At 32.0% G+C, this 16,379-nt stretch carries 14 protein-coding genes; 7 read left to right on the top strand and 7 right to left on the bottom strand.

Annotation, left to right across the window (positions count from 1 at the left end; genetic code table 11):
- Together AC15TD_RS05465 and AC15TD_RS05460 are read right to left on the bottom strand one after the other, a co-directional pair.
- The coding region (locus AC15TD_RS05465) for an asparaginase (protein WP_484451122.1) at positions 1-339 on the bottom strand (339 nt) is incomplete at its 3' end.
- Positions 340-341: 2 nt separating this feature from the next.
- Positions 342-1,109: a TatD family hydrolase gene (locus AC15TD_RS05460; RefSeq protein WP_484451121.1), complete on the bottom strand. Its 768-nt coding sequence runs from the start codon at positions 1,107-1,109 to the stop codon at positions 342-344.
- An 84-nt stretch (positions 1,110-1,193) separates the two neighbouring features.
- Here AC15TD_RS05460 and AC15TD_RS05455 point away from each other — a divergent pair, with 84 nt between their 5' ends.
- Together AC15TD_RS05455 and AC15TD_RS05450 are read left to right on the top strand one after the other, a co-directional pair.
- Positions 1,194-1,634 carry a retropepsin-like aspartic protease family protein gene (locus tag AC15TD_RS05455; RefSeq protein WP_484451120.1) on the top strand — a complete coding sequence of 147 codons (441 nt, stop codon included), beginning with the start codon at positions 1,194-1,196 and terminating at the stop codon, positions 1,632-1,634.
- 51 nt (positions 1,635-1,685) lie between these two features.
- Positions 1,686-2,309 carry a response regulator gene (locus AC15TD_RS05450; RefSeq protein WP_484451119.1) on the top strand — a complete coding sequence of 208 codons (624 nt, stop codon included), beginning with the start codon at positions 1,686-1,688 and terminating at the stop codon, positions 2,307-2,309.
- 346 nt (positions 2,310-2,655) lie between these two features.
- Here the strand turns inward: AC15TD_RS05450 and AC15TD_RS05445 are convergent, their stop codons facing one another.
- From AC15TD_RS05445 to AC15TD_RS05435, 3 genes are all read right to left on the bottom strand, one after another.
- Entirely contained in the window at positions 2,656-3,357 is a 702-nt protein-coding gene (locus AC15TD_RS05445) for a transporter (RefSeq protein ID WP_484451118.1), read from the bottom strand.
- Between the two features lie 173 nt (positions 3,358-3,530).
- Positions 3,531-4,742 carry a 2-oxoglutarate dehydrogenase complex dihydrolipoyllysine-residue succinyltransferase gene (gene odhB / locus AC15TD_RS05440; protein ID WP_484451117.1) on the bottom strand — a complete coding sequence of 404 codons (1,212 nt, stop codon included), beginning with the start codon at positions 4,740-4,742 and terminating at the stop codon, positions 3,531-3,533.
- A gap of 28 nt (positions 4,743-4,770) precedes the next feature.
- The gene (locus AC15TD_RS05435) at positions 4,771-7,521 is read right to left on the bottom strand and encodes a 2-oxoglutarate dehydrogenase E1 component (protein WP_484451116.1); all 2,751 of its coding nucleotides are present in this window, start codon (positions 7,519-7,521) and stop codon (positions 4,771-4,773) included.
- Positions 7,522-7,724: 203 nt separating this feature from the next.
- Between AC15TD_RS05435 and AC15TD_RS05430 the strand changes: the two genes are divergently transcribed.
- Positions 7,725-8,225 carry a c-type cytochrome gene (locus tag AC15TD_RS05430; protein WP_484451115.1) on the top strand — a complete coding sequence of 167 codons (501 nt, stop codon included), beginning with the start codon at positions 7,725-7,727 and terminating at the stop codon, positions 8,223-8,225.
- A 3-nt stretch (positions 8,226-8,228) separates the two neighbouring features.
- Here AC15TD_RS05430 and AC15TD_RS05425 read toward each other — a convergent pair whose 3' ends face one another.
- Together AC15TD_RS05425 and AC15TD_RS05420 are read right to left on the bottom strand one after the other, a co-directional pair.
- A complete protein-coding gene (locus AC15TD_RS05425) occupies positions 8,229-8,576 on the bottom strand; it encodes a hypothetical protein (protein WP_484451114.1) in 348 nt (115 codons plus the stop codon).
- Positions 8,576-9,550, bottom strand: coding sequence for a polyprenyl synthetase family protein (locus tag AC15TD_RS05420; RefSeq protein ID WP_484451113.1), 975 nt, complete (start codon positions 9,548-9,550; stop codon positions 8,576-8,578). The genes AC15TD_RS05425 and AC15TD_RS05420 overlap by 1 nt, the downstream gene beginning before the upstream one ends.
- A 124-nt stretch (positions 9,551-9,674) precedes the next feature.
- On the opposite strand from AC15TD_RS05420, the gene AC15TD_RS05415 reads away from it, so the two are divergent.
- Genes AC15TD_RS05415 through AC15TD_RS05400 form a run of 4 tightly spaced genes read left to right on the top strand, consistent with a single transcriptional unit; the run spans position 9,675 to position 16,336 of the window.
- A complete protein-coding gene (locus AC15TD_RS05415) occupies positions 9,675-10,277 on the top strand; it encodes a TetR/AcrR family transcriptional regulator (protein WP_484451124.1) in 603 nt (200 codons plus the stop codon).
- A 3-nt stretch (positions 10,278-10,280) separates the two neighbouring features.
- Entirely contained in the window at positions 10,281-11,624 is a 1,344-nt protein-coding gene (locus tag AC15TD_RS05410; RefSeq protein ID WP_484451112.1) for a TolC family protein, read from the top strand.
- A 15-nt stretch (positions 11,625-11,639) separates the two neighbouring features.
- Complete coding sequence (locus AC15TD_RS05405; protein WP_484451111.1) at positions 11,640-12,818, top strand: efflux RND transporter periplasmic adaptor subunit; 1,179 nt, start codon at positions 11,640-11,642, stop codon at positions 12,816-12,818.
- 23 nt (positions 12,819-12,841) lie between these two features.
- Entirely contained in the window at positions 12,842-16,336 is a 3,495-nt protein-coding gene (locus tag AC15TD_RS05400) for an efflux RND transporter permease subunit (RefSeq protein WP_484451110.1), read from the top strand.
- Positions 16,337-16,379 lie beyond the last annotated feature (43 nt).

Here is a 16,379-nt window from a genome sequence, read left to right as displayed (position 1 = left end):
AACTGGTTTTGATAAATTTTCTAACATAAAACTCAATGCAGAAGCTGTATAACTCATAGTATCACTTCCATGTAAGACGACAAATCCATCAAAATTTTTATAATTTGATTCAATTATTTCGGCAATCTCAATCCAATAATCAGGATTCATATTACTGGAATCGATAGGAGCATTAAATGAAACCGTATCTATCTTACAGTCTAATAATTGTAATTCTGGAATTCTTTTTAAAATATTTTTAAAATCAAAGGACCTTAAAGCTCCTGTTTTCGGATCTTTAATCATCCCTATGGTTCCGCCAGTATAAATAAGAAGTATATTTGGTTTTGATATGTTCATTTTTATATTTTGAAAATGTCTTTTGAATTTTGAGTGGTTATGGATGCTATTTCTTCTTCGGACTTGTTATAAATAATAGCCAACTTTTCTAAAACCTTATTTATATAGGCACTTTCGTTGCGTTTCCCTCGATAAGGTGCTGGCGCTAAATAAGGAGAATCGGTTTCAAGTACAATATGTTTTAAATCTATTTGACTTAAAAACTGATCTATCTTACCATTTTTAAAGGTAGCTACGCCACCTATTCCCAATTTCATATGATTAGAAATGGCGTGATGTGCTTGCTCTAAATTGCCTGTAAAACAATGAAAGATTCCAAAAAGGTCATTGTCCTTTTCCTCCTCAAGAATTTCAAAAATCTCATCAAAAGCATCTCTGCAATGAATAACAATAGGTAATTTATATTGTTTAGCTAATTTAATTTGATATCTAAATGCTTCTTGTTGAATTTGCAATGTCGTCTTATCCCAATATAAATCAATCCCAATTTCTCCAACAGCATAAAACTTTCGTTTCGCGAGCATCTCCTTTACATGATTCAATTCTTCTTTGTAGTTTTCTTTTATGTGTGTGGGATGTAATCCCATCATTAAAAAAATATGATTGGGAAATGCCTTTTCTAATTCAAGCATAGATGTTGTATACGTTGAATCTATAGCTGGTATAAAAAAGCGTGTAACATTTGAATGAATAGCGCGTTCTATCATTTCTTTTCTGTCTTCATCAAATTCTTCACTATATAAATGCGCATGTGTATCTGTAATAACCATCTGTCTCGATAAAAATTTTACTTTTATAAACCTAGAACAAAAATAATTGTTTTACATGAGTATCTTTGTTTAAAATAAATTTTGATGCAATCACTTTCTGAATTCCTTAATAAAAAAGGGTACACCAAAGTAAAACTTAAATTTGCTAAGACGAATCATTTTGAAATAAAAGCCTCCATTAATGGTGTTAAAGGACTTTTTATTTTAGATACCGGTGCATCAAGTTCCTGCATTGGTTTTGATAGCATTGATACTTTTAAGATGAAAGCCAACGATTCTGAAATAAAGGCTTCTGGAGCTGGCGCCATTGATATGGAAACGAAAATTTCGAAACAAAACAATTTAAAAATAGGAACCTGGAAAAAAAATAATGTTGTTCTTATTTTATTTAATCTTACTCACGTAAATACAGCTTTGATTAACCACAATTCAAAACCCATTGATGGTATTATAGGTGCTGATGTTTTAAAAAAAGCAAAAGCCGTTATTGATTATGAAAAGAAATATTTATATTTAAAAAAATAAGAGTCTTGTTTTAAAGTTTGAACTAAGCCTTTAAATCCCTAAAAATACATAATGCCTAATATTGTAATAGCAGACGATCATCCCCTTATGTTAAGAGGCTTAAGTGACTTTTTAACTTCAAAAAGTTTCACCATTATTGGGATGGCTAAAGATGGCAACAGCGCATATAATCTTATCGTAAAATTAAAACCAGAAATAGCCATACTAGATATAAGGATGCCTTATAAAACAGGATTAGAAATTGCAGAAGATTGTCAAAAAAACAATATAAAAACTAAAATTATTTTAATCACTTTTGATAAAGAAGAAGAACTATTTAAAAAAGCTAAATCTTTTAATGTATACGGATATATCTTAAAAGAGTTTGCTATTGAAGAAATCGAAATTTGCATTGAACATGTATTAAAAAACAAACCCTATTTTAGTAAAGATTTAATCGACCTTCTAGAAGCACCCAGCGCAAGTCTTGAAATAATAGATACCCTAACTAAAACAGAAAGAAAAATTATTTCTTTAATAGCAGAAAATATAACGAGTCAAGAAATTGCTGATGCATTATCTGTCTCTATTAAAACCATTCATAAACACAGAAGTCACATTATTGCTAAACTTAATTTAGACAATAAACCCAGTTCCCTTACTATTTGGGCAAACCTTAATAAAGCGTTTTTATAAAAAATACGCATAAGTGCGTATTGTTTTTTAAAGTACGTAATCATATATTTACACTGCTATTAATTAATTCTTAGGGAGAATTTACGAAGACTCTGTGTTGTAATGACACAGAGTTTTCAATTAATAATTTTAAAAATTAGTCATAATCCCAGAAACTATCTTATATTATATAGTGTGAATAATAAGTTAGATAAATATTTTACAATTAGTTTAGTTATAATCATCGTTCTTGTTATTACAATTAATATAATTGTAAACTTTTTTTAGTTTAAAGATGTTACAAAAAAAGGAGAACTTTTAAATTAAGTGTTCTCCTTTTTATGTTTTAAAAATTTTATAGTTCTCACTAACTTTCTTTTTGGGTATTTATCGCCCAGGCTAAAATGACTCCAGTATAAAACATTTTATTTTTTAAACTTTGTGAAAAAGAAAAATCAACTGAAATATTATTCATTAAATTCACGCCAAACCCCGTTCCTAAACAATTCGCTTCAGTTCTATTAAAATTGAAATTACTCGAATTTTCAATAAAAAAGCGTAGTTGTGAATTAGATTGATAACTAATATTTATAATATAAAAACCTGTTGTGCGTTTTTCGATACTTGTTGTTGTTCCTAAATTATAATTTAATGCAATTTTTTTTGTCATCTGGTTTGAAAAGTTGAACGATACAATATTTCCTAATTCGTTAAAATTAAAAGCTTCTGTTGGTGATACAATTCTAGCCATTACTGCTGCTTCAGGAAGATATCTATTTTGTTTCCATAAATTGATAGACAACCCCATTTCAATTTCATTAAATTCAAAAACATTAGTAGTCAATTTATTTTCAACAAAACATCGTTCTTTAGTGAAAGGTGTGTGCAGTTGTAATTCAATATTTTCTAATAAGCCATATCTAATTAAGATATTTGGAATGTTCCAAGAAGTTGTTTTTTGCGGTGGATTTTTTTCAACTGAATATAATATTTCAAATTCGAGTTGTAAAATATTAGCCACAATACAAGATGAGGGTTCAACCGTTTGTCCAACTAATTCAAAACTCATAAAAACTATTGTAAAAATAAATAATCCTATTTTTATCATAATTATTAGTCATTAAAAAGTTGTAAATTTATTTTTAATTAGTCTAAATAAATATGATTTTTGTCATTAAAAACAAAAAAATCCTGAACTAAAGGGCTCAGGATTTTCTCATCAAATATTAAATTATAATATCGTTATAATTCTAGCGCTTTTTTAACATCATTATTCATTAATAATTCAGTTGGGTTCTCTAAGGCTTCTTTTACTGCTACTAAAAACCCAACACTTTCTTTACCATCAATAATTCTATGGTCATAAGATAAGGCAACATACATAATAGGTCTAATCTCGACCTTTCCATCAATTGCAACAGGTCTTTCAACAATATTGTGCATTCCTAAAATACCACTTTGGGGAGGGTTAATGATAGGCGTAGATAACATACTACCAAAAACACCACCATTTGAAATGGTAAAGGTTCCACCTGTCATTTCATCCACCGTAATTTGTCCGTCCCGAGCACGAATCGCTAATCGTTTTACCTCAGATTCAACACCTCTAAAGCTCATATTTTCTACGTTTCTCATTACTGGAACCATTAAGCCTTTAGGGCCAGAAACAGCAATGCTAATATCACAAAAATCATATGTAATCATTTCTTTTTCATCAATCATAGAGTTTACTGCAGGATACATTTTTAAAGCTCTTACCACTGCTAATGAAAAGAAACTCATAAAACCTAAACTTACGTTATGTTTTGATTTAAAGGTTTCTTTATACTCTTTTCGTAAAGCAAAAATTGGGGACATGTCTACCTCATTAAATGTGGTTAACATCGCCGTTGTGTTTTTGGCTTCAACGAGACGCTCCGCTACTTTACGACGCAACATGGACATTTTACTTCTTGAACTTGCTCTATTTCCGTCTGTTGGTGTTCCCATCGATGGCGTAGCTTTTACAGCATCATCTTTAGTCACTCTTCCATCTTTCCCAGTACCCTTTATTTGAGAAGCTTCCATTCCTTTTTCATCCAAAATCTTTTTTGCTGCTGGGCTTGGGCTTCCAGTTGCATACGTTGCATCGGCTTCCTTTTTAACAGGTTTTGACGTTTCAGTTTTAGGTGTTTCTTCTTTCTTATCATCTTTTGAAGAATCTCCTTCTGGTTTTTCTGCACTAGTATCAATTAAGCAAACCACAGCACCAACGTCCACAGCATCACCTTCTTCTGCTTTAAGTGTAATGATTCCGCTAGCTTCCGCAGGAAGTTCTAGGGTAGCTTTATCACTATCAACTTCGGCAATAGCCTGATCCTTCTCTACGTAATCACCATCTTCAACCAACCATGTTGCAATTTCAACCTCTGTTATAGATTCCCCAGGTGAAGGGACTTTCATTTCTAAAATCATTCGTTATAATTTTAAGTGTCTTCTGAATTTAATTCTCTTTATTTACTTCAAAAACAGCATCAATAACACGCTGTTGTCTTCTTTTATCACGAGTACTGGATCCTGGTGCAGGCACCGAGTTATATGGTCTTGACATCACTTGTAGTTTAACTAAGTCCATACGTTGCGCCATAAAACTCCATGCACCCATGTTTTGTGGTTCTTCTTGTGCCCAAATATATTCTTTCACATTTGAATACTTTTCAATAACCTGTTGAATTTTTTCATAATGTAAAGGGAACAATTGCTCAATTCTTATTAAAGCCACATCATCTCTATCTAATTTTTCGCGTTCTGCTAATAAATCGTAATAGAACTTTCCTGTACAGAAAACCAATCGTTTTACATTTTTAGGATCTAAAGTATCATCTATAACTTCGCTAAATTCACCTTCTGAAAGTTCGTGTAACGTTGAAACCGCCTTTGCATGACGCAATAAACTTTTTGGTGTAAATACAATTAACGGTTTTCTAAAATCGCGCTTCATTTGTCTTCGTAACAAATGGAAGAAGTTAGCAGGTGTTGTGCAGTCTGCAACAATCATATTATCATCTCCACACATTTGTAAATAACGTTCTATCCGTGCCGATGAATGCTCGGACCCTTGACCTTCATAACCGTGCGGCAGTAACACTACAATACCATTTTGCGATTTCCATTTATCCTCAGCAGCCGATAAATATTGATCAAAAATAATTTGAGCACCATTACTAAAATCTCCAAACTGAGCCTCCCAAAGTGTTAATGTATTTGGATTTGCCATAGCATACCCATAATCAAAACCTAATACGGCATATTCTGAAAGTAAAGAATTGTAAATAAACATCTCTCCTTTACTTTTAGGATTAATATTTAATAAATTAATTCGTTCTTCAGATATTTCATCACGTAAAATGGCATGGCGATGACTAAAGGTTCCTCGTTCAACATCTTGACCAGACATGCGCACGTTATAGCCTTCTTCTAACAAACTACCATAGGCTAATGTTTCTGCGATTCCCCAATCTAAAGAGTCCGATTCAAAGACCATTTTAGCTCTACCATGTAAAATCTTTTCTGCCTTTCTTAAAAACTTAACACCTTCCGGAACTGTAGAAACTACTTTAACAATATTTTCCAGTTTATCTTTTGGATAACTTGTATCCACTGGCAATAACATTTCTTCTAAACCCTGACGTTTATATCCTTTCCAGCGTTCTTCCATAAATTCTCTAACCTTAGAAGAAGATTCTTCCTTTGATTTTGAATATTGGGTCTCCAGCATATTTTTAAACTCTTCAACAATATCATTAAGATAGGTTTTATCAATGGTTTTATTTGCGATTAGCTTATCTGAATATATTTTAAACGGATTAGGGTGCTTAGCGATTTCTTTATAAAGTTTGGGCTGTGTAAAACGTGGCTCATCACCTTCATTGTGGCCATATTTTCTATATCCCAACAAATCAATATAAACATCTCTTTTAAATCTCATTCGGTAATCTAAAGCCATTTCTACCGCATGAACAACAGCTTCAGCATCATCGGCATTGGCATGTAAGACAGGAGATAAGGTTACCTTAGCAACATCTGTACAATACGTACTTGAACGTGCATCAAGATAATTTGTAGTAAACCCTATTTGATTATTAACAACTATATGGATTGTTCCGCCTGTTTTATAGCCTTTTAACTGACTCATCTGAGCAACTTCATAAGCAATACCTTGACCTGCAATAGCAGCATCTCCATGCACTACTATAGGAAGTATTTTAGAATCGTCACCTTCATAATCATTATCTATTTTGGCTCTTGTAATCCCTTCGGCAACAGAAGCAACTGTTTCTAAATGCGATGGATTAGGCACCAAATTCATTCTAATAGATTTTCCGTTTTGGTAGGTTTTTTCAAGGGTTAATCCTAAGTGGTATTTTACATCACCATCAATGTCTTCATCTTCAAAATCTTTTCCATCGAACTCACTAAAAAGTTCTTTTATAGGTTTTCTAAAAATATTTATAAGCGTGTTTAAACGACCACGATGCGCCATTCCTAAAACACATTCTTTAACGTCATAAATATCGGATGCATTAAAAAGTGCTACGCTTATGGCTGGAATTAATGTCTCTCCACCCTCAAGAGAAAACCGTTTTTGCCCAACGTATTTGGTTTGTAAAAAATTTTCAAAAGTAACGGCCTGATTTAATTTTGAAAGAATATATTTTTTGGAACTAACGGAATAGCTAGGATGATTATCATTTACATTTAGTTTATCCTGCCACCATTGTATCACTTCTGGATTTCTAATATACATATATTCCACGCCAATAGAGCTGCAGTACATTCTGTTTAAATGAAATAAAATCTCTCGTAATGGTTTTGCTCCAATTCCAAGAACCTCACCAGCATTAAAAACTGTATCTAAATCATTGTCTGAAAGTCTAAAATTTTCGAGATCCAAAGTAGGTTCATAGGTTCTTCTACTTCTTACAGGATTTGTACTTGTAAACAAATGTCCTCGGGTTCTATAGCCATCTATAAGCCTTAAAACTTGAAACTCTTTTTGTACATTTTCAGGAATTTGAGTTGAAACGCCCTCAATTATTTCTCCATCGAGTCCATAGTTTTCAGTTCCAAAATCATAGCCTTGAAAAAAAGCTCTCCAACTTGGTTCTACAGCATCTGGGTTATGTAAATATTGCTCATATAATTCAGAAAAATATGAGGTATGAGCAGCATTAAGAAAGGAAAATTTATCCATTATTATGTTTCTGGTAATCTTTTTGTTTGCAAATTTTCATCAAAAATACAACTTTTAGTAAAACTAAAATTGCCTTATTATTGATATCGTGTTAAAAATTAACAAAAGTCTTGATTTTTTGTAAATCATATAACGTTTACGTAAAAATCAAATGTTTATTATTTCTCTTTTTTTTATTAGTTTTGGTGGCTCAAAATAAAAATATGCTTAAACCATATATTCTCATTTTCTCTATTTTCATTTTCACTTTTCTTGGCTGTGTTGAAGCTAAAGAAAATAAAAAAGGAGGCTTTACTTATGAAAAGGTAAGTCCTTCAACGAATAAAAATTCTACAGAAAAAAAAGTTCTAGCGTCTCAAAAAGTTGACTTAACAAATAAAGGCATTGGACCTATTTCAAATTTAGAATTACCTAAAGATATTGACCAAAATCTTGCCAAAAATGGGAAAGCTATTTTTAAAAAAATGTGTACAGCTTGCCATAGACCAGATAAAAAATTTATTGGCCCTGCTGGTAAAGGAATTTTAAACAGAAGAACGCCCGAATGGATTATGAATATGATACTAAATCCTGAAGAAATGCTTAGAAAAGATCCTTTAGCTAAAGAATTACTTATTGAGTTTAATTATGCACCAATGATTAAGCAAGATATTTCTGAAGATGACGCCAGAGCTATTCTCGAATATTACAGAACCTTGAATTAGGTTTTAATATTTATTTCTATACCAAACTTTTTGCCATTCCCGTTTTAAAATTAAAAAAGATACTTGTTCTGCCAATTGCAAAGTGTCATTACCATCGAGTTGTTTAACTTGATGTTCTGGTACATCAATTATATATAGTAAATTAAGATACTCTGCAAATTTATTTTGCATGAGTTTATAAACAGTCTCATGAAGTATAATTTTTAAGCTTGATGGTAAAACGTCTTCACGAAAATCTATATCAATATTAGCTAATAAAAAATCCTTATTGAGTTGTTCAATAAGTTTTTTATACAAGTCTAACTGTGTAGCTTCTTCAATTAATACTTCAAATGTTGCAGGAAGTTGCATTATACGTTTCTATTCATTAATTGCTCACCAAACTGTTTTAAAATTCGTTTTTTGTTTTCTGAAATATGAAGTGTTTCTAAAACAGAAAAAGCTTTTTCAGTATACGTTTTTATCTCTTGTTTTGTTGCCTCTGCAGACCCACTTGAAATAAAAATTTGCTTTGCTATTTGAATTTTCTCTTCAGGATTATTGGGATTGATACTAAATAGATGTTGCAACTGAACGCTATCTTCTGAACTTGATAGTTTAAGCGCATTGATGTATAAAAAGGTTTTTTTGTTTTCAATAATATCACCACCAACCTGTTTTCCAAAAGATTTTGGATCACCAAAGGCATCTAAAAAATCATCTTGCAATTGAAAAGCAATACCAAGATTCTTTCCAAAATCGTAAATCTTATTCTGATCTTCTTCGGAAGCCTTTGCTACTATGGCACCCATTTTCATAGCACCTCCAACCAACACAGCGGTTTTGTATTGAATCATTTTTAAATACTCATCAATAGTCACGTTATCTCTAGATTCAAAATCAACATCGTATTGTTGCCCTTCACAAACTTCTAGGGCCGTCTTACTAAATAATTTTGCTAAAGCTTTGAAGGTTTTGTCGTCATAGTTTTCAAAGAGCTGATAAGCCATTATCAGCATGGCATCACCAGAAAGAATACCTGTATTAATATCCCACTTTTCATGTACCGTTTCTTGCCCTCTTCGTATTGGTGCATCATCCATTATATCATCATGAACTAACGAAAAATTATGAAAAACTTCAATACTCAATGCGGCATTAAGAGCGATTTTATAATCACAATTAAAAATTTCCGCAGACATTAGAGTTAATACGGGCCGCAAACGTTTGCCTCCTAATTTTAATATATATTGAATAGGTTCATAAAGGCTTACGGGTTCTTTTAACATTGAATACTTTTCCAAATATTCTACAAACTTTTCCTGGTATATTTCTATTGATAGCATAAGGCAAAAATAAATGAAAACACCATATTAAAAAGTATGTATGTAAATTATATGTTAAAAAAACATTAAAACTTTGGAAACTTTTATTGTTTTTAAAGTTTCCTATTGTACATTTGCGCCCATTATGAGAGATAAAATATTAACGAATGCTGCAGAATTGTTTTTAAACTACGGGTTTAAAAGCATTACAATGGATGATATTTCCAATCATTTAGGGATTTCAAAAAAAACAATCTATCAACATTTTGAAAACAAAACCACACTCGTTGAGGCTGTTACCCTATTTACTTTTGAAAATATTTCTTGTGGAATTGAAGACATATGCGCTTTAAAAAAGAATCCAATAGAAGAGATTTTTGATATAAAACAATTTGTGATGGAGCACTTAAAAGATGAGAAATCATCACCTCAATATCAATTACAGAAATATTATCCAAAAATTTTTAGAACTCTTAAAAAGAAACAGTTTGAAGTCATGCAAGATTGTGTTCAAGAGAACCTTAACAGAGGTATTGAAATAGGGCTATACCGGTCTAATATTAACATAGAATTTATTTCTAGAATTTATTTTCATAGCATAACAATCTTAAAGGACAACGAATTATTTCCACTAAATCATTTTTCAATGAACACCTTAATGGATAATTATTTAGAATATCATATAAGAGGTATTTGTACTGAAAAAGGACTGTTAACATTAAACAAATTCATCAATAATCAAACATAAAAAATGTCAAAAAACATCGCGTACATATTAATTTTTCTAATAAGCTCCTCAGTTTTATCGCAGGATGAAACCCAGCCCTTTAGTTTACAAGAGGCTATTGATTATGCTTTAGAAAACAACAGAACAGCAAAAAACGCATCAAGAGACATTGATGCGGCTTATGAACAAAAATGGGAAACTATTGCAACCGGATTACCACAGTTAAATGCAAATGTTGATTACCAAGATTTTTTAAAACAACAAGTACAAGTATTTCCTACAAGTGCCTTTGGCGGAGCCGAGGGAGAATTTACTGCTGCAGCTTTCGGATTAAAACAAAATCTTAATGGCGCTGTAACATTAAGTCAGTTAATATTTGATGGCTCTTATTTAGTGGGTTTACAATCAGCAAAAGTGTTTTTAGAAATCTCAAAAAACGCCAAAATAAAAACCGATTTAGAAGTTAGAAAGTCTGTAATAAACGCCTACGGTAATGTTTTGCTGACAGAAGAAAGTTTAAAAATTCTTGAGCAAAATAGAATAACGCTACAAAAAAACCTTGATGAACTATCTCAATTATATGAAAATGGCTTTGAAGAAGAGGAAAGCGTTGAACAGTTACAAATTACATTGTTTGGTATTGAGAGCACTATTAATAATAATATACGATTAAATAAAGTAACCTATCAAATGCTTAATCTGGTTTTAGGATTAGATATAGAAACCCCTATAAGTTTAACAGATACTCTAGAAACATTAACGGTTCAAAATATAGATTTAGGTCTGATAAACAATTCGTTTTTAGTTGAAAATGCCATAGATTATAAAATAGCAGATAATGATAAAACGTCTAAAGAACTTTTAGTGAAACTTGAAAAAAGTAAGGCTTTACCAAGTCTTATCAGTTTTTTAAGTGGTGGCTATGTATCCTATAGTGATGACTTTACTTTTACGGATTCCGATCAAAAATATTATGGTTATGGTGTTTTTGGGTTAAATCTCGATATCCCTCTTTTTAGCTCGGGACAACGAAGTGCATCGACTCAGCGAGCAAAAATAAATTTAGAAAAATCGAAAGACGACCTTAAAGAAACTGAGCAACGTTTAAAACTCCAAACCGCTTCAGCTAAAAGCAACTATCAGTTTGCTATTGAAGAATATGAAAATAAACAGCAAAATTTAAATCTAGCTGAACGTATCGAGCAGAAAAATCAAATCAAGTTTTTTGAAGGTATTGCTTCAAGTTTTGATTTAAGACAAGCTCAAACACAATTATATACCGCTCAACAAGAATATTTACAGGCTATGCTTAATGTGATAAATGAAAAAGCAGAGCTAGAAACTCTATTAAACTCAATCAACAACTAAAAATCAATCAATATTATGAAACATATATTTTCAATTATCATGCTAACACTGGTTCTATCATCATGTGGTGAAGGCAAAAAACAATCTATAGAAGATGTTATAGCAACTAATGACCTTGAAAAAATTAGAAAAAAGAAAACACAATTAGATGAACAACAACAACTTCTTAGTTCAGAATTAAAACTAATTGAGTCTAAAATTAAAGAATTAGATCCTCAGGCTAAAATTCCGTTAACTACAACTTTTCTTACAAAAGAATCTTTATTTATTCATTTCGTAGAGTTACAAGGAAGTGTGAGTACCAAACAAAATATTGTCGTTTTTCCTGAATATTCTGGTGTTCTATCTAATGTGTATGTAAAAGAAGGGCAATCTGTAAAAAAAGGGCAAATTTTAGCAAAAATTGATGATGGTGGTCTTAAGCAGCAATTAGCCCAATTACAAATTCAAGCAGATTTAGCAAAAACCACTTATGAGCGTCAACAACGTTTATGGGACCAAAAAATAGGAAGTGAAATACAATATCTTCAATACAAATCTTCATACGAAGCACAACAAAAAGCAGTAAGTCAATTACAAGAGCAGCTTGAAAAAACTATTGTACGGGCTCCTTTTTCAGGAATCATTGATGATATTATTACGGACGAGGGAAGTTTTGTCTCACCGGGAATTTCACAACTGCTTAGAATTATAAATCTTGACGACATGTATATTGATACGAATGTACCTGAACGCTATATTTCAGATATTACAAAAGATAAAGAGGTGATGGTTGAATTTCCAGTACTAGGCAAAACAGTTGTTTCTAAAATACGTCAAACAGGGAATTATATCAACCCTGCAAACAGAACTTTTAAAGTTGAAGTTTACGTTCCTAATGCGGGTGATCACATTAAGCCCAACCTTACAGCAAAACTTAAAATTAACGACTATACAAACCCCAAGGCAATATTAATTCCACAAAGTATTATTTCAGAAAATGCTTTGGGTCAGCAATATGTATATATTATAACCAATAAATCTGAAAACAAGGGTACTGCGAAACAAGTTATTATTGAAACAGGTAGAACACAAGGAGATTATATAGAAATACTTTCAGGTTTAGAAAACGGTGATGAAATTATTGATGAAGGTGCAAGAAGTGTTGAAGATGGACAGGAAGTAAAAATTCTTGTAGTTGAAGATAAACAATAATTCAAACTACTAAAATTTTAAAAATGACTAAAAAGAAAAAAGAATCGCATAAAGAGTTTGGATTATCATCTTGGGCTATTAATAACAAAACAACCATGTATGTTTTGATTATTTTGATACTCATCCTTGGTGGAAGTGCTTACTATAGCATGCCTCGTGAAAGCTTTCCCGAAGTTAAAGAAACAAAAATTTATATTAGTTCTATATATCCAGGAAATACTGCCGAAGACATTGAAAAACTTATTACAGACCCTATAGAAGACAAGTTAAAAACGGTAAGTAATGTCGTTGAAATTATTTCAACATCTCAAGAGGACTATTCTATCATTGTCGTTGAATTTGATGAAAATATTTCTGTTGAAGCCGCTAAGCAAAAAGTTAAAGATGAAGTAGATTCTGAGACCTCTGGTGAAGACTGGCCAACCTTTAACAGTGCTAAAGTTGAACCTACAATTTTTGATTTAAGCTTATCTGAAGAAATGCCTATTCTAAACATTAATATTTCAGGAGATTATCCTGTTGAAAAATTAAAAGAATACGGTGAATATCTTGAAGATGAAATAGAAAGTCTGCAAGAAATTAAACAAGTAGATATTAGAGGTGCCCAAGATAAAGAAGTAGAAGTCGCTGTTGATATCTACAAAATGATGGCGGCCCAAGTAAGCTTTAACGACATTATAAGCACCATAAGCAACGAGAATATGACTATGTCTGCTGGAAACTTAATAACTAGCGGGCAACGTCGTACTATTAGAATTATTGGTGAAATAGATAAACCGAGTGAATTAAATAATTTTGTTGTAAAATCTGAAAACAGCAATCCCGTATATTTAAAAGATATCGCCACTATCTCATTTAAAGATGAAGATAAAACAACCTATGCCCGAGAATTTGGAGAGCCTGTAGTAATGCTTGACGTCAAAAAGCGTGCTGGAAAAAATATGGTTGACGCTGCTGAGCAGATTCAAGTTATTGTTGATGATGCTGTTAAGAATGTGTTTCCTCCAGATTTAAAAGTAACTATAGCCAACGACCAATCTTCAAAAACTATAGGTCAAGTTGATGATTTGGTTAATAATATCTTTTTTGGGATTATTCTGGTAGTGACCGTTTTAATGTTCTTTTTAGGATTTAAAAATGCCCTGTTTGTTGGATTTGCCATTCCAATGTCCATGTTTATGTCGCTCATGATATTAAATATTTTAGGGTATACCATGAACACTATGATTCTGTTTGGTTTAATTATGGGTCTGGGGATGTTGGTTGATAATGGTATTGTCGTTGTTGAAAATGTTTACCGCTTGATGAGTGAAGAAGGGTTAAGCAGAACGGAAGCAGCAAAAAAAGGGATTGGTGAGATCGCCTTTCCTATTATTATTTCTACAGCAACAACTGTCGCCGCATTTATACCTTTAGGAATGTGGCCTGGTATGATGGGCGATTTTATGATTTACTTCCCCATTACACTTTCGGTAGTTTTAGGTTCTTCTTTATTTGTTGCCATATTCTTTAATTCTGTGATGGTTTCTCAGTTTATGACTATAGAAGACAAAAATCTTCCTTTAAAACAGATTATTAAAATATCCGCAACCATTGCTATTATAGGAATTCTAATTTTTGTGTTTGGAGGTAGTTATAGAGGTTTAGGTACGCTCATGGTCATAACGTCTATTTTACTTTGGGTGTATCGATTATTCTTAAGAAAATGGTCAAACAAATTTCAAGAGGACATTTTACCAAAATATGAAGGTATTTATGAACGCACCTTACGTGCTGCTTTAAAAGGGAAAAGACCTGTATTTATTACCGTAGGAACCGTACTATTACTAGTTATAGCATTTTCAGGTTTTGGCGCATCTATTGGAAATAAACGTACTAAAGTTGAATTTTTTCCAGATAATACACCCAATCAAATTATTGTGTATATTGAATATCCAGAAGGAACAGATATTAAAAAAACCAATGCTTTAACTAAAGATATTGAACAACGTGTTTACAAAATAATCAATGATCCCATATATTTTGATGGTGATTATAATTTCTTAACCGAAAGTGCCGTCTCTCAAGTTGGCGAAGGTGCTGGAAATCCTCAAACCGATGGAGGTTCTGCGGCCGAAATGCCACATCGAGCTAAAATTACTGCCACCATGCGCGAGTTCAAATTTAGAAGAGGAGCAGACAGTAAGGAACTTCTTAAAAAAGTACAGGAGAGTCTTAAAGATATTTATCCCGGAGTTGCCATTTCAGTTGAAAAAGATGCCGTTGGACCACCCGCAGGATATCCCATCAATATAGAACTTGAAGGTGATGACTATACGGAATTAATCGATACAGCCGAAAAAATGAAAAACTTTCTAAACACGAAAAACATTCAAGGTATCGATGAACTAAAAATTGATGTAAACAAATCAAAACCCGCCATGCAAGTATATGTTGACAGAAAAAAAGCGGGTGAACTAGGCGTTTCTTCTGGGCAAGTTGGGCAACAGTTACGTAATTCTATTTTTGGTGCCAAAGCAGGTATATATAAAGAAGGTGGTGAAGACTACGATATTTATGTGCGCTTTAACGAAGAAAACAGATACAACACAAGTGCTATTTTTAATCAGAAAATTACTTTTAGAGATATGGCCTCTGGGCAAATAAAAGAAATCCCGGTCTCGGCAGTTGCAAAACAGAATAACACATCTGGTTTTAGTGCTATTAAACATAGAGATGTAAAACGTGTTGTTACCTTATATTCTGCATTATCTCCTGGGTATACAGATGCTGGAGCTATCGTTTCGAAAATTCAGCACGAAATGCAAACATTTTCTGAAAAACCTGATAGTATAAAAATTGATTATACGGGCCAAATTGAAGAACAAAACAAACAAATGGCCTTTTTAATGAGTGCATTCTTTATTGGTTTAGGGTTAATTTTCTTCATTTTGATATTCCAATTTAATTCAGTTTCAAAACCTGGTATTATTATGCTGGCTATTTTCTTAAGTTTAATAGGTGTATTTAGTGGTTTGGTTATTACAGGTAGTTCTTTTGTTATTATGATGACCATGATGGGAATAATTTCATTAGCGGGAATTGTTGTAAACAATGGGGTTGTACTTTTAGACTACACGCAATTATTAATTGACCGCAAAAAGATTGAACATGACTTAGAAGACGATCAATATATCCAGAATGACGAACTTTTAGAAGCTATTATAAAAGGCGGTAAAGCACGTTTGCGTCCCGTATTATTAACAGCCATCACCACTATTTTAGGTTTAATCCCGTTAGCGACTGGCTTAAATATTAACTTCTTTACTTTCTTTAGTGAATTTGATGCTAATATTTATTTTGGAGGTGACAATGTGATTTTCTGGGGACCACTCGCATGGACTGTTATTTATGGACTTTTAATTGCAACGTTTTTAACACTGGTAGTTGTTCCAATATTATTTTATTTAGTCACCAGATTTAAAATGTGGTTTTATAATAATAGGGTAGCCAAAAAAGAAGATCTTATAGCTGAATAATATAAACATATTTGATATATAATAAAAAAACCTCAACAAATGT

This window comes from Yeosuana sp., assembly GCF_057126245.1.
This window is presented reverse-complemented; position numbering and strand designations above follow the sequence as displayed.

What these genes read in the sequence shown, in the direction of transcription:
- AC15TD_RS05455 (WP_484451120.1), top strand. Translation starts at nt 1,194, where the DNA reads ATGCAATCACTTTCTGAATTCCTTAATAAAAAAGGGTACACCAAAGTA.
- AC15TD_RS05450 (WP_484451119.1), top strand. Translation starts at nt 1,686, where the DNA reads ATGCCTAATATTGTAATAGCAGACGATCATCCCCTTATGTTAAGAGGC.
- AC15TD_RS05415 (WP_484451124.1), top strand. Translation starts at nt 9,675, where the DNA reads ATGAGAGATAAAATATTAACGAATGCTGCAGAATTGTTTTTAAACTAC.
- AC15TD_RS05410 (WP_484451112.1), top strand. Translation starts at nt 10,281, where the DNA reads ATGTCAAAAAACATCGCGTACATATTAATTTTTCTAATAAGCTCCTCA.
- AC15TD_RS05445 (WP_484451118.1), bottom strand. Translation starts at nt 3,357, where the DNA reads ATGAGTTTTGAATTAGTTGGACAAACGGTTGAACCCTCATCTTGTATT.
- odhB (WP_484451117.1), bottom strand. Translation starts at nt 4,742, where the DNA reads ATGATTTTAGAAATGAAAGTCCCTTCACCTGGGGAATCTATAACAGAG.
- AC15TD_RS05430 (WP_484451115.1), top strand. Translation starts at nt 7,725, where the DNA reads ATGCTTAAACCATATATTCTCATTTTCTCTATTTTCATTTTCACTTTT.
- AC15TD_RS05400 (WP_484451110.1), top strand. Translation starts at nt 12,842, where the DNA reads ATGACTAAAAAGAAAAAAGAATCGCATAAAGAGTTTGGATTATCATCT.
- AC15TD_RS05435 (WP_484451116.1), bottom strand. Translation starts at nt 7,521, where the DNA reads ATGGATAAATTTTCCTTTCTTAATGCTGCTCATACCTCATATTTTTCT.
- AC15TD_RS05420 (WP_484451113.1), bottom strand. Translation starts at nt 9,550, where the DNA reads ATGCTATCAATAGAAATATACCAGGAAAAGTTTGTAGAATATTTGGAA.
- AC15TD_RS05405 (WP_484451111.1), top strand. Translation starts at nt 11,640, where the DNA reads ATGAAACATATATTTTCAATTATCATGCTAACACTGGTTCTATCATCA.
- AC15TD_RS05460 (WP_484451121.1), bottom strand. Translation starts at nt 1,109, where the DNA reads ATGGTTATTACAGATACACATGCGCATTTATATAGTGAAGAATTTGAT.
- AC15TD_RS05425 (WP_484451114.1), bottom strand. Translation starts at nt 8,576, where the DNA reads ATGCAACTTCCTGCAACATTTGAAGTATTAATTGAAGAAGCTACACAG.